Origin of the sequence: Pseudomonas sp. BR20, from assembly GCF_050780135.1 — a bacterium.
In the GTDB taxonomy this organism is placed as follows: domain Bacteria; phylum Pseudomonadota; class Gammaproteobacteria; order Pseudomonadales; family Pseudomonadaceae; genus Aquipseudomonas.
Genome location: NZ_CP172012.1, coordinates 622391 through 646673, shown reverse-complemented (window position 1 = coordinate 646673; position 24283 = coordinate 622391). Strand labels below are relative to the sequence as shown.

The 24283-nt window shown below is 61.6% G+C and carries 23 protein-coding genes and 1 pseudogene; 12 read left to right on the top strand and 12 right to left on the bottom strand.

Features of this window, described 5'->3' with window-relative positions:
* Nucleotides 1-136: 136 nt before the first annotated feature.
* The 12 genes and pseudogenes from ubiE to ACHPFG_RS02785 all read left to right on the top strand — a co-directional run bounded on the left by ubiE (nt 137) and on the right by ACHPFG_RS02785 (nt 10233).
* The gene (ubiE, locus tag ACHPFG_RS02840) at nt 137-907 is read left to right on the top strand and encodes a bifunctional demethylmenaquinone methyltransferase/2-methoxy-6-polyprenyl-1,4-benzoquinol methylase UbiE (RefSeq protein WP_003171186.1); all 771 of its coding nucleotides are present in this window, start codon (nt 137-139) and stop codon (nt 905-907) included.
* A complete protein-coding gene (locus ACHPFG_RS02835) occupies nt 907-1530 on the top strand; it encodes a ubiquinone biosynthesis accessory factor UbiJ (protein ID WP_431701556.1) in 624 nt (207 codons plus the stop codon). Before ubiE ends, ACHPFG_RS02835 begins: the two co-directional genes overlap by 1 nt.
* Nucleotides 1527-3131, top strand: coding sequence for a ubiquinone biosynthesis regulatory protein kinase UbiB (gene ubiB, locus ACHPFG_RS02830; protein WP_431701555.1), 1605 nt, complete (start codon nt 1527-1529; stop codon nt 3129-3131). Before ACHPFG_RS02835 ends, ubiB begins: the two co-directional genes overlap by 4 nt.
* A 41-nt stretch (nt 3132-3172) precedes the next feature.
* A complete protein-coding gene (gene hisI, locus ACHPFG_RS02825) occupies nt 3173-3565 on the top strand; it encodes a phosphoribosyl-AMP cyclohydrolase (RefSeq protein WP_012721796.1) in 393 nt (130 codons plus the stop codon).
* Nucleotides 3566-3567: 2 nt separating this feature from the next.
* Nucleotides 3568-3900: a phosphoribosyl-ATP diphosphatase gene (locus ACHPFG_RS02820; RefSeq protein WP_027605032.1), complete on the top strand. Its 333-nt coding sequence runs from the start codon at nt 3568-3570 to the stop codon at nt 3898-3900.
* 26 nt (nt 3901-3926) lie between these two features.
* Entirely contained in the window at nt 3927-4205 is a 279-nt protein-coding gene (locus ACHPFG_RS02815) for a twin-arginine translocase TatA/TatE family subunit (RefSeq protein WP_003171180.1), read from the top strand.
* A 10-nt stretch (nt 4206-4215) separates the two neighbouring features.
* The gene (tatB, locus tag ACHPFG_RS02810) at nt 4216-4626 is read left to right on the top strand and encodes a Sec-independent protein translocase protein TatB (protein WP_167655604.1); all 411 of its coding nucleotides are present in this window, start codon (nt 4216-4218) and stop codon (nt 4624-4626) included.
* The gene (gene tatC / locus ACHPFG_RS02805; protein ID WP_027605034.1) at nt 4623-5414 is read left to right on the top strand and encodes a twin-arginine translocase subunit TatC; all 792 of its coding nucleotides are present in this window, start codon (nt 4623-4625) and stop codon (nt 5412-5414) included. Before tatB ends, tatC begins: the two co-directional genes overlap by 4 nt.
* On the top strand, nt 5411-6118 hold the full coding sequence (locus ACHPFG_RS02800; RefSeq protein WP_431701554.1) for a 16S rRNA (uracil(1498)-N(3))-methyltransferase: 708 nt from the start codon (nt 5411-5413) through the stop codon (nt 6116-6118). Before tatC ends, ACHPFG_RS02800 begins: the two co-directional genes overlap by 4 nt.
* Before the next feature lie 125 nt (nt 6119-6243).
* Nucleotides 6244-7254: pseudogene (locus ACHPFG_RS02795) on the top strand (methyl-accepting chemotaxis protein); the annotation flags it as partial.
* A gap of 33 nt (nt 7255-7287) precedes the next feature.
* A complete protein-coding gene (locus ACHPFG_RS02790) occupies nt 7288-8160 on the top strand; it encodes a methyl-accepting chemotaxis protein (protein WP_371929138.1) in 873 nt (290 codons plus the stop codon).
* 165 nt (nt 8161-8325) lie between these two features.
* Nucleotides 8326-10233, top strand: coding sequence for a methyl-accepting chemotaxis protein (locus ACHPFG_RS02785; RefSeq protein ID WP_431701553.1), 1908 nt, complete (start codon nt 8326-8328; stop codon nt 10231-10233).
* A 12-nt stretch (nt 10234-10245) separates the two neighbouring features.
* Here the strand turns inward: ACHPFG_RS02785 and ACHPFG_RS02780 are convergent, their stop codons facing one another.
* The 12 genes from ACHPFG_RS02780 to hutI all read right to left on the bottom strand — a co-directional run bounded on the left by ACHPFG_RS02780 (nt 10246) and on the right by hutI (nt 24270).
* On the bottom strand, nt 10246-10980 hold the full coding sequence (locus tag ACHPFG_RS02780) for an amino acid ABC transporter ATP-binding protein (RefSeq protein WP_027605038.1): 735 nt from the start codon (nt 10978-10980) through the stop codon (nt 10246-10248).
* Nucleotides 10973-11932, bottom strand: a complete 960-nt coding sequence (locus ACHPFG_RS02775; RefSeq protein ID WP_431701552.1) for an amino acid ABC transporter permease — start codon at nt 11930-11932, stop codon at nt 10973-10975. The genes ACHPFG_RS02780 and ACHPFG_RS02775 overlap by 8 nt, the downstream gene beginning before the upstream one ends.
* Before the next feature lie 94 nt (nt 11933-12026).
* The gene (locus ACHPFG_RS02770) at nt 12027-12824 is read right to left on the bottom strand and encodes a transporter substrate-binding domain-containing protein (RefSeq protein WP_041160821.1); all 798 of its coding nucleotides are present in this window, start codon (nt 12822-12824) and stop codon (nt 12027-12029) included.
* A 210-nt stretch (nt 12825-13034) separates the two neighbouring features.
* Nucleotides 13035-13844 carry a transporter substrate-binding domain-containing protein gene (locus tag ACHPFG_RS02765; RefSeq protein ID WP_431701551.1) on the bottom strand — a complete coding sequence of 270 codons (810 nt, stop codon included), beginning with the start codon at nt 13842-13844 and terminating at the stop codon, nt 13035-13037.
* Nucleotides 13845-14031: 187 nt separating this feature from the next.
* Nucleotides 14032-16602 (bottom strand): glucans biosynthesis glucosyltransferase MdoH, encoded by a 2571-nt coding sequence (gene mdoH, locus ACHPFG_RS02760; protein WP_431701550.1) that lies wholly within the window; start codon nt 16600-16602, stop codon nt 14032-14034.
* Nucleotides 16595-18274 carry a glucan biosynthesis protein G gene (locus ACHPFG_RS02755; RefSeq protein ID WP_431703432.1) on the bottom strand — a complete coding sequence of 560 codons (1680 nt, stop codon included), beginning with the start codon at nt 18272-18274 and terminating at the stop codon, nt 16595-16597. The genes mdoH and ACHPFG_RS02755 overlap by 8 nt, the downstream gene beginning before the upstream one ends.
* Nucleotides 18275-18597: 323 nt before the next feature.
* On the bottom strand, nt 18598-19035 hold the full coding sequence (dtd, locus tag ACHPFG_RS02750) for a D-aminoacyl-tRNA deacylase (RefSeq protein ID WP_431701549.1): 438 nt from the start codon (nt 19033-19035) through the stop codon (nt 18598-18600).
* Nucleotides 19032-20003, bottom strand: coding sequence for a prolyl aminopeptidase (gene pip, locus ACHPFG_RS02745; protein ID WP_027605045.1), 972 nt, complete (start codon nt 20001-20003; stop codon nt 19032-19034). The genes dtd and pip overlap by 4 nt, the downstream gene beginning before the upstream one ends.
* A gap of 103 nt (nt 20004-20106) precedes the next feature.
* Entirely contained in the window at nt 20107-21036 is a 930-nt protein-coding gene (locus ACHPFG_RS02740) for an alpha/beta hydrolase (RefSeq protein ID WP_431701548.1), read from the bottom strand.
* Nucleotides 21037-21174: 138 nt separating this feature from the next.
* Nucleotides 21175-22122 carry a choline ABC transporter substrate-binding protein gene (locus ACHPFG_RS02735; RefSeq protein ID WP_431701547.1) on the bottom strand — a complete coding sequence of 316 codons (948 nt, stop codon included), beginning with the start codon at nt 22120-22122 and terminating at the stop codon, nt 21175-21177.
* Nucleotides 22123-22252: 130 nt separating this feature from the next.
* The gene (gene hutG, locus ACHPFG_RS02730) at nt 22253-23053 is read right to left on the bottom strand and encodes an N-formylglutamate deformylase (protein ID WP_431701546.1); all 801 of its coding nucleotides are present in this window, start codon (nt 23051-23053) and stop codon (nt 22253-22255) included.
* A gap of 11 nt (nt 23054-23064) precedes the next feature.
* A complete protein-coding gene (gene hutI / locus ACHPFG_RS02725) occupies nt 23065-24270 on the bottom strand; it encodes an imidazolonepropionase (RefSeq protein WP_184745495.1) in 1206 nt (401 codons plus the stop codon).
* Between the last annotated feature and the right edge of the window lie 13 nt (nt 24271-24283).

Sequence of the window (24283 nt, the reverse complement as noted above, 5' to 3'; positions counted from 1 at the left end):
TCCTCTTTAATAGGGATTTGAATACCTTGAATGCGGCAAAAGGTCTCGGTGCCCGCCTATCTTACCTGCAGCCTTGCCAAGACAAAGCAGGCCTTGGGGATTATCATGTCCCGCATTCTCTTTTGGTGACAGCGATATGACTGATCAGCGCAAAGGCAGCGATGCCGAACCCACCACTCACTTCGGTTTCAAGAACGTCCCGGAAAGCCAGAAAGCGGAAAAAGTCGCTGAGGTGTTCCACTCCGTGGCGGCCAAGTACGACCTGATGAACGACGTGCTCTCCGGCGGCATGCACCGCCTGTGGAAGCGCTTCACCATCGAGCTGTCGGGTGTACGCACCGGCAACCGCGTGCTGGACATCGCCGGCGGTACGGGTGACCTGGCGGCCAAGTTCTCCAAGCTCGTCGGCCCTACCGGCCAGGTGGTGCTGGCGGACATCAATGGCTCGATGCTCAAGGTCGGCCGCGATCGCCTGCTCGACAAGGGCGTGGCCGGCAATATCGAATTCGTCCAGGCCGACGCTGAAAAGCTGCCGTTCCCCGACAACCATTTCGACTGCGTGACCATCGCCTTCGGCCTGCGCAACGTGACCCACAAGGAAGACGCGATCCGCTCGATGCTGCGCGTACTCAAGCCGGGTGGGCGCCTGTTGGTGCTGGAGTTCTCCAAGCCGACCAACGCGCTGATGTCCAAGGTCTACGACACCTACTCCTTTGCCTTCATGCCGTTGATGGGCAAGCTGATCACCAATGATGCCGAGAGCTACCGCTACCTGGCCGAATCGATCCGCATGCACCCCGACCAGGAAACCCTGAAGTCGATGATGGTAGAGGCCGGTTTCGACCGTGTGACCTACCACAACATGACCTCGGGTATCGTCGCCCTGCACCGCGGCATCAAGCCCTGATGCTGCTCAAAGGCCTTCTCGCCAGCGTCGAACACGGCCTCAATCGTGTACTGCGCCTGGACAGCACCGCCCTGGCGCGGCTCGCGCACTTGAACGGCAAGGTCATCGCCGTGGACTGCACCAGCCCCGCCCTGCAGCTGTTTATCCTGCCGAGCGATGAAGGCCTGTTGCTCGCCACTCAATGGGCCGCTGAAGCCGACTGCACCCTGCGTGCACCGGCCACCAGCCTGTTGCACCTGGCGCTGAGCCGCAACAAGACCGCCATCCTCCATGGCCCCGAAGTGCACCTGGAAGGCAACAGTGCGGTACTGATGGACTTGGCTGCCGTACTCCAAGACCTGGAACTGGACTGGGAATACGAGCTGTCACGCTGGATCGGCCCCGTCGCCACCCAGTTGATCAGCGGGCACCTGCGCAGCCGCACGCGCTGGTACCAGCAGGGGTTCGCCAGCCTCAACCAGAACCTCGCCGAATACCTGAGCGAAGAATCGCGCACCCTGGTCGGAGAACGCGAAGCGCAAGCGCGCTTTCGTGAACTCGACAAGGCCAAAATCGACCTGGAACGTCTCGAGGCCCGCTTCGAGCGCCTGAGCCGTTCCCTTGATCCAAGCGATAACGCATGAAGCTGCTCGCCGTCCGCCGTTTGTTCCGTATCCAGCGCGTCGTAATCCGCTACCGCCTCGATGACCTGCTGTTCGCCCTGCCCTTGCCATGGTTCCTGCTGGCCGTGCGCTATGTGCTGCCGTGGCGCTGGCTCCCGCGCAAACAGCTGGAGCTGAGCCGGGGCGCGCGCCTGCGCCTGGCGCTGCAGGACCTGGGGCCGATCTTTATCAAGTTCGGGCAGATCCTCTCCACGCGCCGCGACCTGCTGCCCGAAGACATCGCCGACGAACTGATGCTGCTGCAGGATCGCGTGCCGCCGTTCGATTCGCAGCAATCGATGAAGCTGATCGAAGAGCAACTGGGCAAGAAGATCAGCGAGGTGTTCAGCCGCTTCGACGTTGAACCGCTGGCCTCGGCCTCGGTGGCGCAAGTGCACGCCGCGCAGTTGAAGACCGGCGAAGAAGTGGTGGTGAAAGTGATCCGCCCGGGCCTCAAGCCGATCATCGGCCAGGACCTGGCGTGGCTGTTTATCCTCGCCCGCGCCGCTGAACGTTTCTCCGCGGATGCGCGCCTGCTGCACCCGGTGGATGTGGTTGCCGACTACGAAAAAACCATCTACGACGAACTCGACCTGCTGCGCGAGGCGGCCAACGCCAGCCAGCTCAAGCGCAATTTCGAAGGCTCGCCGCTGCTGTACGTGCCGCAGGTGTATTGGGACTGGTGCCGCCCGAAAGTGTTGGTGATGGAGCGCATCTACGGCGTGCAGGTCACCGACCTCGCGACCCTGGCCGACCAGCGCACCGACATGAAGATGCTCGCCGAGCGCGGCGTGGAGATCTTCTTCACCCAGGTGTTCCGCGACAGTTTCTTCCACGCCGACATGCACCCCGGCAATATCTTCGTCAGCACCGTCAACCCGTGGAGCCCACAGTACATTGCGATCGACTGCGGCATCGTCGGCAGCCTGACCCCGGAAGACCAGGATTACCTCGCGCGCAACCTGTTCGCCTTCTTCAAGCGCGACTACCGCCGCGTGGCGCAGTTGCACATCGATTCGGGCTGGGTGCCGGCGGAAACCAAGCTCAATGAATTCGAAGCGGCGATCCGCACGGTGTGCGAGCCGATCTTTGAGAAACCACTGAAGGATATCTCCTTCGGCCAGGTGCTGATGCGTCTGTTCCAGACCGCGCGGCGCTTCAATATGGAAGTGCAGCCGCAGTTGGTCTTGCTGCAAAAGACCTTGCTGAACATCGAAGGCCTGGGTCGTCAGCTGTACCCGGACCTTGACCTGTGGAACACCGCGCAGCCTTTCCTGGAGCGCTGGATGCGCGAGCGCATGAGCCCCAAGACCATGCTGGGCAACTTGCATAGCCAGATGGAACAACTGCCCCACCTGGCCAACATGACCCGCGACCTGCTGGAGCGCATGTCCCAGCCCCACGCCAAAGACCCGGAACCGCCATGGCGCAAGCGCAAGGACGATTGGTTCCTGCGCCTGCTGGGTGCCGCGCACCTGGTCGGTGGCGTGATGCTGGCCATTGGTGGGCCGCTGAACCAACTGGGCCACTGGCCGGCCGGCATCATGGTCGCCGTGGGTGTTTATCTGATCGTGCGTCGATAGCCCATCCGGTTATACACTGTCGCAAATTGCCGGAGCCGAAGATGAAAGACTGGCTGGACGAGATCAAGTGGGACAGTGACGGCCTGGTGCCGGCCATTGCCCAGGACTACAAGACCGGGCGCGTGCTGATGATGGCCTGGATGAACCGCGAGGCCCTGAGCCTCACCGCCACTGAGCAGCGCGCCATTTACTGGTCACGTTCCCGTGGCAAACTGTGGCGCAAGGGCGAAGAGTCCGGGCACGTGCAAACCCTGCACGAGATGCGCATCGACTGCGACGCCGACGTGGTGATCCTCAAGGTCGAGCAGATCGGCGACATAGCCTGCCACACCGGCCGCCACAGCTGCTTCTATCGCGTGTTCGAGAACGGCGAATGGAAGGTTGTAGAGCCGGTGCTCAAAGACCCGCACGCCATCTACTCCGCAGGACACTGACCATGAGCGATACCCTGAACCGTGTGGCCCAGGTGCTGGAGGACCGCAAAGGTGCGGACGCCGACAGCTCCTACGTCGCCAGCCTGTACCACAAGGGCCTGAACAAGATTCTGGAAAAACTCGGCGAAGAGTCCATCGAGACCATCATCGCTGCCAAGGACGCGCAAATCAGCGGCGATTGCAGCGATGTAATCTATGAGACCGCTGACTTGTGGTTCCATAGCCTGGTCATGCTCGCCCAACTGGGGCAGCATCCACAGGCCGTGCTGGATGAACTGGACCGTCGCTTCGGCTTGTCCGGGCATGCCGAAAAGGCCTCGCGCCCGTCCGCTTGAATAACTTTTACTAGAGGATTTGCAGCATGGGCATTTTTGACTGGAAACACTGGATCGTCATTCTGGTGGTGGTGGTACTGGTATTCGGCACCAAGAAACTCAAAAACCTCGGCACCGACGTGGGCGAGTCGATCAAGGGCTTCCGTAAAGCCATGAACGACGATGAGAAGCCTGCCGACCCGGCCGCCAATCCGGTGCCACCGGCCCAGCCTGTACACCCGCAGGCCACCCAGCCGATCACCGAGCGTCGTACCTTCGACGTGCAGGCTGAAAAAGTCGAAGAGCCGACCCGCAAAGACTCGTGAGCACTGACTAATGTTTGGTATCAGCTTCTCTGAACTGCTGCTCGTCGGCCTTGTTGCCTTGCTGGTACTGGGGCCGGAACGCCTGCCCGGCGCCGCGCGCACAGCCGGCCTGTGGATCGGGCGCCTGAAACGCAGTTTCAACGCCATCAAACAGGAAGTTGAACGGGAAATCGGCGCCGACGAGATTCGCCGCCAACTGCACAACGAACATATTCTGTCGTTGGAGCAGGAAGCCCGGAAGATTCTGTCCCCGGTACAGGAACCCACCAAGCCGGTGGAGCCTGTGGCCGAGCACAGCATCGCGCCCGCGGTTGAAACTACGCCCGCCACCCCGACCCCGACCGCTCCAACCGAGCCTGCGCCGACGCCTGTTGCGTCGCCCGCGCCCCATGACCCTACATTGCCGCCGCGAGCCCCATGAGCGCTGATAAACCGGAAAACGACCAGCATATGCCGCTGGTCTCGCACTTGACCGAGCTGCGGACCCGCCTGCTGCGTTGCGTGGCGGCGATCTTCGTGATCTTTGCCGGGCTGTTCGCCTTCACCCAGCAGATCTACACCTTCGTCTCCACGCCACTGCGCCAGTACCTGCCGGCCGGTGCGACGATGATTGCCACCGATGTGTCATCGCCGTTCCTCACGCCGTTGAAGCTGACCATGATGGTTTCGCTGTTCCTGGCGATCCCGGTGATCCTGCACCAGATCTGGGGCTTTATCGCGCCTGGCCTGTACAAGCATGAGAAGCGCATCGCGGTGCCGTTGCTGGTGTCGAGCATCCTGCTGTTCTACACCGGCATGGCCTTCGCCTACTTCCTGGTATTCCCGTTGATCTTCAAGTTCTTCGCTGCCGCCACTCCGGCCGGCGTGGAGATGATGACCGACATCACCAGCTACCTCGATTTCGTGATGACGCTGTTCTTCGCCTTTGGCGTCGCCTTCGAAATCCCCGTAGCCGTGGTGCTGCTGGTGTGGATCGGCGTGGTCAACGTGCAGTACCTGAAGAAGATCCGCCCGTATGTGATCATCGGTTGCTTCGTGGTCGGCATGATCCTCACGCCGCCGGACATTTTCTCCCAGACCCTGCTGGCCGTGCCGATGTGGATGCTGTTCGAGATCGGCATCCTGTTCAGCGGCTTGATCAGCAAGCGTGGCGATCACCCGGATGACCAACCCGCCGACGACGACCAGCCGCCAGCGACCCAGCCGTGAACCTGCTGTTGCTGTTCGATGCCGACTTTATCGCGGCCGATCGAGTGATCCTGCGTGATCGGCGCCTGGTGCATATGCAGGAAGTCCACCGCGCCGCCGTGGGCGACAGCCTGCGGGTCGGGCGCCTTGGCGGGTTGATGGGCAACGCGCAACTGCTGCGCCTGGAAGCCCGCGAAGCCGAACTGCAAGTAAGCTTCGACCAACCGCCACCGGCCAAACTGCCCCTGACCCTGCTGCTGGCCTTGCCACGCCCGAAAATGCTGCGCCGGGTGCTGCAAACCGTGGCAGCCATGGGCGTGCCGAAAGTAGTGCTGGTCAACAGCTACCGGGTGGAAAAAAGCTTCTGGCAAACCCCCTTCCTGGAACCCGACGCGATTCGCGAGCAACTGATCCTCGGCCTGGAACAGGCGCGGGACACGGTGCTGCCGGAAATCGTTATCGAAAAGCGCTTCAAACCTTTCGTCGAAGACCGCCTGCCAACCATGACCGAAGGCACCCTTGGCCTGATCGGCCACCCCGGCGACTACCCACCCTGCCCCCGTGGGCTGGATGAGCCGGTCACCCTGGCCATAGGCCCGGAAGGTGGCTGGATCCCCTATGAGGTGGACCTGCTGGCCAAGGCCGGCTTGCAGCCGGTGCAATTGGGCGCCCGCATCCTGCGCGTCGAAACCGCCGTCACCGCCCTGCTCGCCCGCCTTTTCTAACCACAACGCATCACCCGTGGGAGGGGCTGCCCCCTCCCACAGGGGCACCGCGTCGCTACAGAATTCCGTAGGCAGGCCGATAACCCGTGAATAAGTCAAAGCCTGGTTCCAGGGGAGTTCGCAGCATGTATCGTTGGTTAGCCGAAAAACTGGGGAATGTGAGCGTCAAAACCAAACTGGCCGTGGGCTTTGGCCTGGTATTGATCCTGACGCTGGTGATCACCTTCACCGGCTGGACCGGCCTGGGCAGCGTGATCAGCCGGGGCGACAAGCTGGGTTACATCTCCAGCCTCAATGAGCTGACCAAGGACCTGCGCCTGGCGCGCCTGGACTACGAAATGCGCCGGGGCGAACAAGGCCCCTCGGCGGTCAACGAGCTGATGAGCAAGCTTGAAAGCGGCCTGAAAACCGCCGACACCTTGATCGATCAACCCGCCGACAATCTGCTGGTGGACGAGCAATTGGCAGCGATCGCCCAATACAAGCGCGCGTTCGACGACATGGCCCAGGCCGGCGCCAACCGTGAAAACGCCCGCAGCAAGCTGGGCGATACAGCCGACAATGCAGTGCTCAAGATCGGCGAGATCGAAAAAGCCCTGCTGCAAGGCGACAGCGTTACCCAGTTCGACAGCGTGGTCGAGCTGAGCAAGCTGATCCAGCAGGCGCGCTTCCAGGTGCGCGGCTACACCTACAGCGGCAAGGTTGAAGCAGAACAACCAGCCCTGAACGCCATCGACAATGCCCTGAAGAAAATAGTCACCCTCAATGGTACGTTGCCTGAGCAATACGCAACCAACCTGCAACAGGCCAGCGTGTCGCTGCAAGCCTATCGCGCCGCAGTCAGCCAGTACCGTGACTCCCAGGTCGCGAGTGCCGTCGCCATGAAAACGATGGGCGAGCAGGGCGATATCTTGCTCGAACGCAGTAAAAAACTGACCCTTTCCCAAACCGTCGTGCGCGATGCCGACGCCGCGCAGGCCAAGACCCTGTTGCTGCTGGCCGCGGTGCTGGCCCTGGTCTTCGGGCTGGTAGCAGCCTGGGTCATCACGCGGCAGATCATTCTTCCGCTGAACCAGACCCTCGAAGTTGCCGAGCGCGTTGCCTCGGGTGACCTGAGTCACAACCTCATTTCACTGCGCCAGGATGAATTGGGCCAACTGCAACGCGCCATGCAAAGCATGACTGTGGGCCTGCGCGAGTTGATCGGCGGCATCAGCGAAGGTGTCACCCAGATCGCCAGCGCCGCCGAGCAACTATCGGCCGTGACCGAGCAGACCAGCGCCGGGGTCAACAGCCAGAAAGTCGAGACCGACCAAGTGGCCACCGCCATGAACGAAATGGCCGCGACCGTGCAGGAAGTGGCGCGCAATGCCGAAGAAGCGTCCGAAGCCGCCGCAGCGGCTGACCAGCAGGCCCGCGAAGGCGACAAGGTGGTCGGTGAAGCCATCGCCCAGATCGAACGCCTGGCCACTGAAGTCGGCAACTCCACCGTCGCCATGGCCGATCTGAAACGCGAAAGCGACAAGATCGGCAGTGTGCTCGACGTGATCAAGTCGGTGGCACAGCAAACCAACCTGCTGGCTCTCAACGCCGCCATTGAAGCAGCGCGGGCCGGTGAAGCCGGACGTGGCTTCGCAGTGGTGGCCGATGAAGTGCGCAGCCTGGCCCAGCGCACCCAGAAGTCCACCGAAGAGATCGAGGAACTGATTGCCGGCCTGCAAAGCGGCACCCAGCAGGTGGCGAACATCATGGACAATAGCCGTGGCCTCACCGATAGCAGTGTCGAGCTGACGCGCCGCGCCGGCAGCGCCTTGGAAAACATCACACGAACGGTATCGACCATCCAGGCGATGAACTCCCAGATCGCCACCGCTGCCGAACAGCAGAGCGCCGTAGCGGAAGAGATCAACCGCAGCGTGCTGAACGTGCGCGATGTGTCGGAACAAACGGCTGCCGCCAGCGAAGAGACCGCCACGTCGAGCACCGAACTGGCACGCCTGGGCACCCATCTGCAAACACTGGTCGGCCGCTTCCGGGTCTGACCCCCTCCCCGCGCGGCGACCTGTCCTGGGTCGCCGCCTGCGACCTCTGAAATTTCCTACACGTTTATCAGCCCCACCTCTGCGTCAAGAGAACTAGCGTTCAATTCAGCTCAATGTGCTTGCGCATGTCGAGAACGCCCACTGTTCACTTGTCGGAGGTTAATCATGCTTCGTCGAATGACTCATCTGTTGGGTGACGCCAGTGTCACCCTCAAACTCGCCCTGGGTTTCTCCTTGGTACTGGCCCTGAGCTTCGTGATTGCCGTGACCGGCTGGCAAGCCCTGGCTGCGTCCCTTTACCGCTCGCAAACGCTGACCGTACTCGCGCAACTGGCGGTGGCTGGCGAAGAACTGCGGGCCGACAGGATCATTTACCGCACCCTGGACGACCCCACCAGTTTCAATCGATTGAGTGTGAGCACGGTAAAGATCGACGGGCTTCTGGTGGAGCTTTCCAGTCGGCTCAAAGTGCCAAAATCCATTGGGTATCTGCAGGAGATGGCCCGCATCAATGTAACGTTCAAAACCACCCTCAAGGACGTCCCCTCACTGGTTGAGAAACGCGAAAACGCCCGGGAGCAACTGAAGCAGACCACCACGCGGACCGGTGATGTCCTGGCCCAACTCGCAAGCGATCTCCCGGACCAGGACGACACAAAGGCCCTGGATGCCATCGAAGACCTGCGCCAAGCCATCGAACAGGCCGAAGATCGTGCCCAGAGCCCTGCCTGGGCCGCCAGTTCGCTGGATGCCTACGCCCAGGCCGTCAGCGACGCCGAGCGCAACCTCGAACTCGCCCAGGCAGCCGTGGCAAAACTGCCGGTCGATAGCGGCGTGCTGAAAAACGCCGTGCTCAGCATTCGCACCCACCTGACACGCCTCAAGGACACCCAACTCGCCACCGAAAACACGCAAAACCAGTTGGAGCAGCAGTTGGATCAGTTGCTCGGGCAGAGTGATCTCTTGAGCCAGGACCAGACCCAACGACGCGACAGGGAAGCCGAGCAGGCCCGCACCCAAACCCTGGGCATTACTGCTGCTGCGTTGCTCTTCGGCGCCCTGGCCGCCTGGGTGATTGCCGGGCAAATCGTCAAGCCGCTGCGTAGGGCGCTGACAGTCGCCAATCGCATTGCCGAGGGCGACCTGAGCCAAGATGTGCAGACCCGACGCCGGGATGAGCTGGGCCAGTTGCAAAGCAGCATGACCCAAATGACGCTTAGCCTGCGGGGGCTGATTGGCAACATCAGCGACAACGCGAGGCAAATCGCCAGCGCTGCCGAAGAGCTTTCCACCGTGACCGAACAAACGCGTGCCGGGGTGAACAATCAGCGCGATGAAACCGAGCAGGTCGCAACCGCGATGAATCAGATGCTCGCCACCGCCCAAGAGGTTGCGCGCCATGCCGAGCAGGCGTCGATCGCTGCCGGCCAGGCCAATCAACAGACTGAACTGGGCGATCAGGTGGTGACGGATGCCGTGGCGCAAATCGAGCACCTTGCCCATGAAATGGCGCGCGCAGGCCAGGCCATGATAGGGCTGCAACGGGAAAGCCAGAAAATCAGCAGCGTGCTGGATGTGATCAAGTCTGTGTCACAGCAGACCAACCTGCTGGCGCTCAACGCCGCGATAGAAGCCGCTCGCGCCGGCGAGGCCGGTCAAGGGTTCGCGGTGGTCGCCGACGAGGTGCGCGGTCTCGCCCAACGGACCCAGCAGTCCGCAGAGGAAATCGAAGAGCTGATTGGAGGCCTGCACAGCGGTACACAACAGGTGGCCGACATCATGGACTACAGCCGCACCCTGACCGACAACAGCGTCGGCCTGGCCCGCAACGCCGGGGACTCCCTCACGGAGATCGCCCGCACGGTGGCGGTCATCCAGGAAATGAACCCGCAGATCGCCGCAGCGGCAGAGGAGCAAAGTGCAGTGGCCGAAGAGATCAATCGCAGCGTATTGAAAGTGCGCGACGCCTCGGAGCAAGCCGCCGCCGCCAGTGAACAGACGGCAGCGGCCAGTGTCGAACTGGCGCGGCTGGGAACGGATTTGCAGCAGTGCGTGGGGCGGTTCAAGGTATGAACGCCCCGCGACCTATAGCACTTGACGCAGGAACGCCTGGGCGCGCGGGTCTTTAGGCGCCGCGAAGAACTCGGCCGGGGCCGCATCTTCGAGCAACTTGCCATGATCGAAGAACAGCACCCGGTCCGCCACTTCACGGGCAAAGCCCATTTCGTGGGTGACGCAGACCATGGTCATGCCTTCCAGGGCCAGGGTCTTCATGACATCCAGCACCTCACCGACCATTTCCGGGTCCAGGGCCGAGGTGGGCTCGTCGAACAGCATCACCTTGGGTTCCATCGCCAACGCCCGGGCAATCGCCACGCGCTGTTGCTGTCCGCCGGAAAGCCGTGATGGAAACTCGTTGGCTTTCTGCGCAATTCCGACCTTTTCCAGGAGTGCCAGGGCTTTGGCTTCGCGCTCCTTCTTGCCGCGCTTGCGCACGACTTTTTGCGCCAGGCACAGGTTCTCCAACACGGTCATGTGGGGGAACAGGTTGAAGTGCTGGAACACCATGCCGACTTCACGCCGATAGGCGTTCACATCGGTTTTCGGGTCGGCCAGTTGCAAGCCATCGATGCTCACCGAACCCGAATCGAACTCTTCCAGGCCATTGAGGCAACGCAGGAACGTGGACTTGCCGGAACCGGACGGGCCGATTACCACCAGCACTTCGCCCTTGGCCACCTGAGTGGTCACATGGTCCACCGCGCGCACCACGTGCCCGCGGGTATCGAAGACTTTTACCAGATCGCGGACTTCAATCACTTTGCGCGAGCCTCCGCTCAAGCCGGCTGGCCATTTTCGACAGCGGCAGGTTGATCAGCAGGTACAACCCTGCAACGCAGAACAGGATTTCAAACGGCGAGAACGAGGTGGTGATCACTTCGCGACCGCTTTTGAGCAGCTCGGTAATGGCGATCACCGAGACCAGCGAGGTGTCTTTCACCAGGCTGATGAATTGCCCGGCCAGGGGCGGCAGCACGCGCTTGAAGGCCTGCGGCAGCACCACATGGCGCATCGACTGGCTGGCGCTCAGGCCCAGGGAGCGAGCCGCCTCGTTCTGGCCACGGGTGATGGACTGGACACCCGCGCGGACGATTTCCGCCACATAGGCCCCGGTGAACAGCGACAGCGCGGCGATCCCGGCAAACTCCCGGGACAAGTTGAGCACCGTGCCGATAAAGAAATAGAAAATGAAGATCTGCACCAATAGCGGCGTGCCACGCACCAGCTCGACGTAGATCGTCGACAGATCGCGCAGGGTCGGGTTAGTGGACAGTCGGCATAACCCGGTGGCAAGGCCAATCGCCAGGCCGAGGATCCCGGACACCACCGACAGCCACAACGTGGTCCACAAGCCCCACATCAACGGGCCCAACGCCCAATGGCGGTTAACACCGATGACATCGCCTTCGGCCAAATCATCGCCGCGCGCCACTTGCAGGCTGTTGTCGGCCACACTCACGCGTTGTTCGACGCCGGCATCGTTGCGCAGGGTGACTTCGGCCACATCGCCTTTGCGGACCAGCTCGACGACAGTCGAGATGTCTGCGGCACGCTGGGCCTCTTCGGCCTGGTAGGCGAAGTATTGCGGCACACGGTTCCAGCGCCATTCGTAGGACATCAGCGAGGTGGCGTAATACAACGCGCCGGCCAGGCCAACCAGCACAACCACGGTCAGCAGGTGCCAGGGCCATTGGGCTTTTTTCTGTTTCATTTACTCAGCATCCAAAAGAATCGTGGCACGCACACCTGAGGTGGCGAGCGGGCTTGCCACATCAAGCCCCCTCACAACAGAAAACAGTCCCGCTTTATTCCATGTCCTTGAGCCACTCGGAGCTCTTGAACCACTTGTCATGGATGCGATCGTAGGTGCCGTCGTTCTTGATCTGGTGCAGGAAGTTATTGATGAAGTTGATGCTGTCGTAGTCACCCTTCTTCAGGCCGAACGCCAGCGGTTCAAAGGTGAAGGGTTCTTCGAGGAACACCAGCTTGCCGTTACCGACTTTCTTCTCGGCGACCACGTTGTACGGCGCGTCATACACGAAGGCATCGGCCTTGCCGTTGACCACGTCCAGCACACCTTCCTGCTCGTTGTCATAGCCGTGGTACTTGGCCTTGGAGATCAGCTTCTTGGCGACCATCTCACCGGTGGTGCCGAGCTTGGAGGTCAGGCGGTATTTCTCGTCGTTCAGGTCTTTGTAGGACTTGATGGTGCCTTCCAGCTCCTTGCGGATCAGCAGGGTCTGGCCGACTACGATGAAGGGTTCGCTGAAGTTCAGGCGCAGATTGCGTTCCTGGGTCAGGGTCATGCCGCTGCCGATCATGTCGAACTTGCCGGTCAGGAACGCGGGGATGATGCCGTCATAGCCGGTGGACACCAGCTCCAGCTTGACGCCCATGGACTTGGCCATGGCCTTGAGGATGTCGACTTCGAAGCCGATGATTTCCCCGCGCTTGTCGGTCATTTCAAACGGCATGTAGGTCGGGTCCATGCCGACTTTCAGCGTGCCGCGCTTGACCGCATCGTCGATGGCACCGGCCTGGGCGGCATTGGCCGCGACCAGCGCGGTGACGCCGAGCAGCAGCATCGAAAGATACTTTTTCATCATCAAGTCCCCTGAACGATTCTTATAAGGTCGGCGCGCAAAAGGGCTGCACCAATTCGGGGTGCGATCCTAACCCACTCATTGCCCGTCACAAAGGTTTCACGGGTAATTGTTATCTGCGTATGTCGGAAAAGCCCCACAACGGTGCGGCCAAATGCAGGGATAGACACTTGCGTCGGCCACATCGGCAACGGATTGATGTGTAAGAAGTTATGACTTCCAGTCAACCTCAACCATCCAGTCCATGTCCTTGAACCACTTGTCGTGCAAGCGATCGTAGGTCCCGTCCTGGGCGACCTGATTGAGGAAATGGTTGATCCAATTAAGGCTGTCAAAATCGCCTTTCTTCACGCCAAACGCCAAGGGTTCAAAGGTGAACGGCTGTTCAAGCGCCAGCAGCTCGCGGTTTTCCGGCAAGCTCAGGGCAATCAGGTTGTACGGCGCATCATAAATAAAGGCATCGGCGGCGCCGTTCACCACTTGGCGCACGGCTTCCTGTGGCGTTGCAAAAGCGCTCAACCGCGCCGCCCCCAGGAATCGTTGCGCCGCTGTCTCGCCAGTGGTGCCTTGGACGGTGGTGACCCGGTAAGTGGCGTCGTCCAGGTCTTCAACACTGGTGACCTTGCCCCTGAGGCTGGGGTGCAGCAACACGGTTTGCCCCACCACGATAAAGGAGTCGCTGAAATTGAGCTTCAGGTTGCGCTCCTGGGTGACGGTCATGCCGCTGCCGATCAGGTCGAACTTTTTCGCCTGCAGCCCAGGCAGCAGCTCGGTGTAGGGCACGCTGACCAATTCAAGCTCCACGCCCAGGGCCTGGCTCATCACCTTGAGCAGGTCGATTTCAAAGCCAACGATACGCCCCTGTCTATCGGTCATTTCAAAGGGGATGTAGGTGGGCGTGGTGCCAACTTTCAGCACACCACGCCGAACCGCGTCGTCGATGGCACCGGCCTGCACCAGACCTCCGTGAATCAATGCAATAACGCCGATCAGCAATGCCGAACAATACCTTTTGATCATGAATCCCCCTGTGACCGAGTCAAATTTGGGGGGCGATCCTACCCCACTCACGGGCACGTAAATACGCCTCGAACAAGGGTCTTTTGTTTCGAAATAACAAGGAGTTAGGGCGATAAAGAAGAAGATGGAAACGCTGTAGGACCAGCGCTTCGAACGCCCCCGAAGTGAACCCTCGGGGGCGCCTGAATCAGGCCGGTTGGGCCTGGAATGACAGCGGTTGCAGCGGCAGCAAAGGCGCGTGCGGGTCGGCCTTGATCGAATCACGCCAGGCAGCGAGCCACTCGGCATGCCCTTCGCTCCAGATCTGCTCGTGCAAGCGGGCCAGGGCTACCGGGTCGCTGAGCAACGCCAGGCGTTCGCCGTTGTTGAGGCCGGCAGGGCCGACTTTCAATGCGTGGCGCACACGTTCGGCACGCAGGTACTCGATCGGCTCGGCCTGACCGTGACGCGAGGTTGCCAGGGCACAGGCCAGGGCGTTCTGCTGCGGGTCGACCACCGAACGCACAAAGCCATCTTTCAGCGCGTGCCAACGGTTTTCGTGGGTGTACTTGTCGGTGGACAGCAGTGCCTGCGGCGGATTGTATTCCTCAGGAATCAGGAACAGGCTCTCATCGCGGGACTTCAAGCCAAGGTTGACCCGACTGGAGATCACCGACACCGGGATCGACAGCATCAGCGAACCCACGATCGGTACCAGCCACCACAGGAAGCTCGGGTTCAGCCACACCACCAGCAGCGCCCAGAAGAATCCCAGCAAGGTCTGCGTGCCGTGACGCTTGATCGCTTCGCCCCACGGGGTGGAGTCGTCATCACGCTGCGGCGAGTTCCAGGTCGCGGCCCAGCCGAGGAACGCGGCGAGTACGAAACGGGTGTGGAAAATCATCCGCACCGGCGCCAGCAGCATGGAGAACAGCATCTCCAGCAGCATCGACATCGTCACCTTGAACTTGCCGCCGAACTCTTTAGCGCCCTTGGCCCAGATCAGGATGATGCTCAGCAATTTCGGCAGGAACAGCAGCACGATGGTCGTGGAGAACAGCGCCACCGCCTTGTCCGGATGCCATTGCGGCCACAGTGGGTACAACTGGCGTGGCGCCATGAAGTACTGCGGCTCCATCAGCGTGTTGACCGCCAGCAAGGCCGTCGACAGCACCAGGAACAGGAACCACAACGGTGCCGACAAGTAGGACATCACGCCGGTCAGGAACACCGCGCGGTGCACCGGGTGCATGCCCTTGACCAGGAACAGGCGGAAGTTCATCAGGTTGCCGTGGCACCAGCGACGGTCACGCTTGAGTTCATCCAGCAGGTTCGGCGGCAGTTCTTCATAGCTGCCCGGCAGGTCGTAGGCAATCCACACGCCCCAGCCGGCACGGCGCATCAGCGCCGCTTCAACGAAGTCGTGGGACAGGATGGAACCTGCGAATGCACCTTTACCCGGCAATGGCGCCAAGGCGCAGTGCTCGATAAACGGTTTCATGCGGATGATCGCGTTGTGACCCCAGTAGTGGGATTCACCCAGCTGCCAGAAGTGCAGGCCGGCGGTGAACAGTGGGCCGTACACGCGGGTGGCAAACTGCTGCATGCGCGCATACAGGGTGTCCATGCCCGACGCACGTGGCGCGGTCTGGATAATCCCGGCATCCGGCGTGGCTTCCATCAGGCGCACCAGGCTGGTCAGGCATTCGCCGCTCATCACGGAGTCGGCGTCGAGAACGACCATGTACTTGTAGTCACCGCCCCAACGACGGCAGAAGTCGTCGAGGTTGCCGCTTTTACGCTTCACGCGACGGCGACGGCGGCGATAGAAGATCTTGCCGAAGCCACCCGCCTCACGGCAGACGTCGAGCCAGGCTTGCTGCTCGGCGATGCAGATGTCGGCTTCGTTACTGTCGCTGAGCACGAAGAAGTCGAAACGATCGAGGTCACCGGTAGCGGCCACCGATTCGAACGTCGCGCGCAAACCGGCGAATACGCGCGGCACGTCTTCGTTGCAGATCGGCATGACCAGCGCGGTGCGCGCGTCTTTCGGGATCGGCTCATCGCCGGCACTTTTACCGGAAATCCGGTATTTATCGTGGCCGGTGAGCAGTTCGAGGAAGCCCATCAATGCGGTCCAGAAACCGGCCGAGACCCAGCAGAACAAGATCCCGAACATGATCAGGATGCTGGTTTGCAGGGCGTAAGGCAGCACCTGGGTGGCGGTTTGCAGCAGGGTCTGGTTGCGGATCTCGTCGAAGTCGACCAGCGACCAGCCTTGGTACGGCATGATGCCTTTCATGTACCAGCCGGCCACGATGGTCTGGCCGAGCATCAGCACCAGCAGAATGTAACGCCGAATCGAACCCACGGTACGCCAGCGGGCTGCCGGCAATACGCGCTCATCCTTCGGCGGGGCCGGCGGATTGCTGCGGCCGGTGATCCGACGCCAGCCGCGCACCAGGATATTGGTGCGCCAGGGTTCAGGCACCACGCGGGTACGCCGAATCGGCGGCGTGGCTTTGAGGCACACACGCCCACTGGCGTCGAGCCCCAGCATTTCAGCGTCTTGCAGCTCTTCAGCCGTACTGAGGGTCAACCGGCGACCCACCGACGCCTGGGCGGCGTCGACAGGCGCATCAAACACTTTGGACGACAAGCGCTCGTGCAACTCGGTGAAGGATGTGCAGCCCGCCAACTCGGCGCGCTGCTCAGCGGTCATCGGAAGATGCGCCAGGTACTCGGACAGAGTCTCTGGCTGGATTTGAGAATTACTCATCGGCAGGCAACTGATAGCTCCAGGTTTCGGTCAGGACTTGCTCGGTCTTGATCGGCTCCGGCGTGGCTGGGGCAGCTTCTGGCTGCTTGGCTTCCTTGTCTTTCGCGTCTTTCTTGGCCTGTTTCTCGTGTTGCTTGGCCAGGACCTTGTCGGCCTTGAGCACTTGAGTCGAAACCTTCTCGGGCTCGGGCTGCACGATGTCCTGCACCAGCGACGCACGCATCTCGGTCGGCTTGCCTGCGTCCTTGATCTTCAGGCGCAGGGTCAGGCGCCAGCCTTTGGTGTGCTCGTTGTAACGCACGCTGTTTTCTACCAGTTCAGCGTTGTCACCCACGCTCACCTGGCTGCGCACCGGGGCGTCCGGCAGCAGTTTTTTCAGGGCCGGGCCTTCGAAGTCCACCAGGTACGCGACGCTGCCATCCGGCTGACGGATCAGGTTGGATTGCTTCACGTCACCGGTGGAACGCAGGGTCTGCTTGACCCAGGCGCTGTCCGGCGAGTGGAACGCGGCGTCGTCGAGGGTCCAGTGCAGGCGATAGGCTACGTCGAGGGGCTTGCCGACTTCCGGCAGTTCGGCCGGGCTCCAGAACGCAACGATGTTGTCGTTGGTTTCATCGGCAGTCGGGATCTCGACCAGGTCGACGGAGCCCTTGCCCCAGTCGCCTTCAGGCTCGATCCACGCGCTTGGGCGCTTGTCGTAGTTGTCGTCGAGGTCTTCGTAGTGGCTGAAGTTGCGACCGCGTTGCAGCAGGCCGAACCCACGCGGGTTCTCCACGGTGAAGTTGCTGACCGACAGGTGTTTAGGGTTGTTCAGAGGGCGCCAGATCCACTCGCCATTGCCGGCATGGATCGACAGGCCGCTGGAATCGTGCAACTCGCGACGGTAGTTGAGCACCTTGGACGGCTGGTTGGCGCCGAACAGGAACATGCTGGTCAACGGGGCAACGCCCAGCTTGCTGACCTTGTCACGCAGGAACATCTGGGATTTCACATCGACAACCGTGTCGGTGCCCGGACGCAGGATCAGGCGATAGGCACCGGTGGCGCGTGGCGAATCCAGCAAGGCGAAGATCACCAGGTGCTTGTCACCCGGTTTCGGACGCTCGATCCAGAACTCGGTGAAGCGCGGGAATTCTTCACCCGACGGCAGCGCGGTATCGATCGCCATGCCACGGGCGGACAGGCCATAGACCTGATCCTTACCGACGACGCGGAAATAGCTGGCGCCGAGCATGGTCATGATTTCGTCTTGCTTGTCGCCCTTGTTGATCGGGTACAGCACACGGAAACCGGCATAACCCAGCTGTTCGGTGGCTTTAGGATCAAACTTCACGTCGCCGAAATCGAAGCGAGCCGGGTCGTATTTGATTTCCTGGACGCTGTCGGCGGTCACTTCGTTGATTTTCACCGGTGTATCGAAATGCATACCCTGGTGATAGAAGGACAACTTGAACGGGGTGTTTTGATCGGCCCATTCGGCTTTTTCGTTGCGGAAACGAATCTTTTGGTAGTCCGCGAACTTCATTTCGCGGAATTCGTTCGGCAGATTGCTGCGCGGAGCTTCGTATTTCTGCCCGGCCAGCTCTTTTGCCTTGGCCGACACATCGTCCAGACTGAATGCCCACAGTTGACCCGCGCCGAACAGGCAAAACAGGGCAGAGCCCGTCACCAGTGCGTTTCGTAACCGTTTGGCAGACAATTTTGGTGCATTACAGGGACTAACAATCACGAGCAACCCTCGCCGAAAACAGATCAAAAAACCAACGGCCAGCTATCTATATGCCAGGTTGGCGAGCATTGTTCCGACTCCCCTGGGGCAAAATGATTCCCCTGAGGCCGTCGGACAAGTCTCTACCTAAGTCAAAAATGGACCAAACAACGCTGATCCCCGTAGCGCGCGATTATCTAGTAGCCCGCGAAACAACGCATCAGGGACAACGAAGTATTTGTAGCGAAACCCTACGTTTTTAGGCATTAAAGTCGTTTTTAATACATTCATGTCTGTAAGAGAAAGGTCACAGGGCCATCATTGACCAAATGCACCTGCATATCTGCGCCAAAACGCCCCGAGGCCACCTTGCCATGCAATTGTTGCGCTTGTAACAGCAAGTGATCAAAAAGCGCCGCTCCCAGGGCCGGCGGCGCGGCGGTGGAGAAGCTTGGCCGCAGGCCGCTCTTGGTATCCGCCGCCAGGGTGAACTGCGACACCAGCAGCAATCCCCCATCGATAGCCTTCAACGACAGGTTCATCTTGCCCTCGTCGTCGCTGAACACCCGGTAGTTAAGCAGCTTGTGCAGCAGTTTGTCGGCGCTCGCGGGCGTATCTGAAGGTTCGACGGCCACCAGCACCAGCAAACCCTGTTCGATCGCCCCTACAATTTCGCCCGCCACTTCGACACGGGCGCCGCGCACCCGTTGCAGCAGGCCCTTCATGCTTCTTCTGGCGGTAGATCAAGCAGGCGCCGTGCCATTTCGCCGGTCGCGCGTACCAGTGCATCGGTAATACCAGGCTCGGACGCCGCATGCCCCGCTTCACGGATGACCTGCAGTTCGCTGTTCGGCCATGCCTGATGCAGCTCCCAGGCGTTATCCAGCGGGCAGATCATATCGTAGCGGCCATGGATGATTACGCCAGGCAGATGGGCGATCTTGTGCATATCGCGAATCAGCTGGTTGGGCTCCAGGAAGGAGTTGTTGGTGAAGTAGTGACACTCGATACGCGCAATGGACAGCGCACGCTGAGGCTCGGAAAAACGCTCCACGTGCTGCGGGCTCGGGCACAGGCCCAGCATGCGCCCTTCCCAGCCGGACCAAGCCTTGGCGGCGTGCATCTGGGCGATCTGGTCGTTGCCGGTCAGGCGTTTGTGGTAGGCCGCGATCATGTCGTGACGCTCATCGGCAGGAATCGGAGCGATGTAGTCCTGCCAGTAATCCGGGAACAGGCGGCTGGCACCAGCCTGGTAGAACCATTCGATGTCCTGCGGGCGGGCGAGGAAAATACCGCGCACGATCAGGCCATGCACACGTTCAGGGTGGGTTTGCGCGTAGGCCAGGGCCAGGGTCGAGCCCCAGGAGCCGCCGAACAGCACCCATTTGTCGATGCCAAGATGTTCGCGGATGCGCTCAAGGTCGGCGACCAGGTCCCAGGTGGTGTTGTTTTCCAGGCTGGCGCGCGGGGTGGAACGGCCGCAGCCACGCTGGTCGAAGGTAACGATGCGGTACAGGTTGGGATCGAAATAGCAGCGGCTCTGGGCATCGCAACCGGCGCCAGGGCCACCGTGGATGAATACGACAGGCAAGCCTTCGGGGGAGCCACTTTCATCGACGTAGAGCGTGTGGGTGTCATCGACGGCCAGATCGTGCCGGGCGTAGGGTTTGATCTGCGGGTACCAAGTCTGCATTGCGCGCTCCGTAGGGGGTCGGGTTCATCCCTGGGGGGACGTCTTTTATTTTGCCGTCTGGCACTATAAACCCGAATTGTGCAATGAGCATGTCCTTGAGCGCTTAGACCTGTGTCAGCCCTTCACTCCTCAGGTAATTCAGCAGATAACCGTACAGCCGATCCACCTCCGGGGCCTGGCCGCGCGCACGTAAACAGCCGTGGACCAGGCCTTTGCCCGGATACAACAGCGCAGGCACACCAGCCTGTTGCAGACGCTCGGCATACAGCACGCCGTCGTCGCGCAGCGGGTCGAATTGGGCCACGGCGATCAAGGCCTTGGGCAAACCACTGAAATCCTCGGCCAGCAGCGGCATGGCATAGGCTGATGCCGTGTCCGCACCGCGCAGGTAAAGCGCCAGGTAGCCATCGGTGTCGGCGCTGCTGAGCAACGGCGCGTCCCTGCAGTCACGGCGCGATGGCAAATCGGCCGGGCCGCCCAGTCCGGGGTAAATCAGGACCTGTGCGCGCGGCATAGGCTGGCCATCATCGCGCAAGCCCAGGCACAACGCCGCCGCCAGATTACCGCCCGCACTGTCACCCACCACCGCCAGGCGTTGCCGGTTGATGGCGTGCGGGCACTCCCCTGCCTGGATCGCCTGCCACACCGCGCGGCAGTCGTCGTAGGCAGCCGGGAACGGGTGCTTGGGCGCCAGGCGGTAGTCGATGGCGATTACCAGCACCTGAAGGGCATTGACCAGCTCGAAACAGATGAAGTCATGGGAATCCAGGCCGCCGACCACCCAGCCGCCGCCGTGTATATAGAGGAGGCATGGCCAGCCATCGGCGGGCGGCGGTGTTGACGGCAGATAGCTGCGCGCGCCCACGCCGGCCAGGGTGAAGTCCGCGAGCTGCAAGCCTCCCGGTTTGGGCGGGGTGAATGCCTGGCACATGCGGTCGTAACTTTGGCGCAGGCCCGCCGGGGAAGAGTCGTTGCCGGCGAAGGACGTGGTTTTTTCGATGAAGGCGGCGAGTTGCGGGGATAGTGGGTACATACGCAATGATCTCTGGCACAGCAGGTTCAAGGCCTGCGGGGGCTTGCTTGCGATTGTGGTGGATCAGTCACCGGATAGGGTGTGAGGCATGGCGCTATCGGGGGCAAGCCCCCTCCCACCGTTGGGGCTGCATTTGGCTTAGGGTTTGAGGTAGGCCTGGAGCGACGCCAAGCCATCGCTGCCATCAAATGCTGTAACCCCGGCCAACCAGCGCTGCAAATCCTCGGGGTGGTCGCGCAGCCATTGCCTGGCCACGTCCTGCGGCGACTGGCGCTCCATGATCGGCACCATCAACTGGCTTTCCTGGGCGGCAGTGAAGGTCAGGTTCTCGAGCACGCGGTTAGCGTTGGGACAACGCTCGGCAAAATCCGGTGCGGTGACGGTGGAGACCGTGGCGCGGCCCTCATCAGGGCCGAACACATCTTCGCTGCCCATGAGATAGGCCATTTTCATGTTGATGTTCATCGGGTGTGGGGTCCAGCCGACAAACACCACGAACTCCTTGCGGTTCACCGCGCGTTGCACGGCGGCCAGCATGCCCGCTTCACCGGAGGCCACCAGCTTGAAGCCGCCCAGGCCGAAGTGGTTGGTGTCGATCATTTTCTGGATATCGGTATTGGCGCCGCTGCCGGGCTCGATGCCGTAGATCTTGCCGCCGAGTTTGTCCTTGAAGCGGGCAATGTCGGCAAAGGTCTTCAGCCCGGCGTCAGCCACGTATTGCGGCACGGCCAGGGTGGCCTGGGCGTCGGCCAGGCTGGGCTTATCAAAAACCTTGACCTGCCTGGCGGCCAGGAACGGCGCGATGTTGTTGTCCATCGCCGGTTTCCAATAGCCGAGGAACACGTCCAGGCGTTTGTCGCGAATGCCGGCGAAGATGATCTGCTGCACAGCGCTGGTCTGTTTGCTGTCATAGCCCAGGCCGTTGAGCAGCACGTCGGCCATGCCCGAGGTGGCGAGCACATCGGTCCAGCTGACCACGCCCATGCGGATGGATTTGCAGGAGGCCGGCTCGGCGGCCATGGCTTGGGCACTGAGCAGTGCCGCGCCGGTGAGGGTCAACAGGTAACGGTTGAAGAGTCTTTTCATGAAAAAGGTCTCACTCGGCAGCTTTATTGTGGGAAGTGGCGTCTGGTGCGCCGTATCCACAACCTTACCGAGCGAGGCCTCTCTCAACACGACCTGTGGCGACTGTGAGTTGCACAGTGGCGACCGTTCGTCACCCGTAGCGCTTGCCCCCCCACGCCAGCACGCCTTCCAGCAGCTGCTTCAACACCACTTGCGTCGGCTCGGCCAGATCCGGGCGATAGCGGAACGGCTCGAACTCCTCCATATACGCGCTCTGGCATAACTCCAACTGCACAGCATGGATATCCTGCGCCGGGTTGCCGTAATGGCGGGTGATATGGCCGCCCTTGAAGCGCCCGTTCAAGACGTGGGTGTACTGAGGATGGGTGGCGCAGATGGCCTCGAGCTGGCTGGCCAGTTCCGGATCACAGGCGGCGCCGTTGAAGGTGCCCAGGTTGAAGTCCGGCAGTTTGCCGTCGAACAGGTGCGGGATCACCGAGCGGATCGAGTGCGCATCGAACAGCAGCGCATAACCGAACTCGGCCTTGAGCCGTGCCAGTTCTTCTTGCAACGTGCGGTGGTAAGGGCCCCAGATCTTTTGCAGGTAGCTGGCGCGTTCGGTCTCGCTCGGCTCCAGCCCCTCGCGGAACAACGGCACGCCGTCGAACAATGTGGCCGGATACAGACCGGTGGTGGCGCCTGCATACAATGGCTTGTCGTCGGACGGACGATTCAAGTCGATGACGAACCGCGAATACTCGGCCGACAAGGTGCTGGCGCCCAGTTCATCGGCGAAGTCATACAGCGTGGGGATGTGCCAATCGGTGTCCGGCAGGCTTTGCGCTTCGGGGATCAACCCGGCTTCCACCACAGGCGTCAGGCGCAGGCCGGCGTGGGGCATGCTGATCAGCAGCGGCACACGGCCTTGTTTGAAGTTCAGAACCTTATCCACAGCAATGCTCCTTACACAGTGACGTCGACGCCGTGGCGCACGACGCGTTTATCCAGCTCGCCACCCAGCCAGTAGGCCAGGTCGGCGGGGCGATCAATCTGCCAGGCGACAAAGTCGGCGACCTTGCCCACTTCCAGGGACCCATGGGTGTCGCCCATGCCAAGGGCGGTGGCCGCATGTTGCGTGGCACCGGCCAGGGCTTCTTCCGGGGTCATGCGGAACAGGGTGCAGGCCATGTTCAGCATCAGGCGCACCGACAACGCTGGCGAGGTGCCTGGGTTGAGGTCGCTGGCGATGGCGATCTTCACGCCGTGCTTGCGCAGGGCGTCCATCGGCGGCAGCTGGGTTTCGCGCAGGAAGTAGAACGCGCCCGGCAGCAAAACGGCGACGGTGCCGGCAGCGGCCATGGCGATGGCGTCTTCTTCGGTCATGAATTCCAGGTGGTCCGCCGACAGCGCGTGGTAACGCGCCGCCAGGCTGGAGCCGTGCAACGACGACAACTGCTCGGCATGCAGCTTCACCGGCAGGCCGAGTTGCTGGGCGACCTTGAACACGCGCTCGACCTGCTCGGTGGAAAACGCCAGGTATTCGCAGAACGCATCCACCGCGTCCACCAGCCCTTCCGCCGCCAAGGCCGGCAGCATCTCGGCGCAGATGTGCTCGATGTAATCGTCGGCGCGATCCTTGTACTCCGGCGGCAATGCATGGGCCGCCAGGCACGTGGCGCGCACGCTGACCGGCAGCGCGTCGCCAAGGCGCCGAGCCACCCGCAACATCTTGCGCTCGTTGGCCAGGTCCAGGCCGTAACCGGACTTGATCTCCACCGTGGTCACGCCGTCGCGCAGCAGGCTGCGCAAGCGCTTGTGGGCGCTGGCGAAGAGTTCATCCTCCGTCGCGGCGCGGGTGGCGCGCACGGTGCTGGCAATACCGCCGCCCTTGGCCGCGATGTCGGCATAGCTCACGCCCTCGAGGCGCTGCTCGAATTCGCCGCTGCGATTGCCACCAAACACCGTGTGGGTGTGGCAGTCGATCAGCCCGGGAGTGACCCACGCGCCTTGCAGGTCATGCACCTGGGCGTAATCCGCCGTCGGTACTTCGCTGCGCGGGCCGATCCACTCGATGAGCGAACCTACGGTGACCATGGCCGCATCCTCGATGATCGAGTATTTGCCCTGGGCCATGGTTGCGACGTGGCAGTGCTGCCAAAGGGTTTTCATCCGACACTCCTAG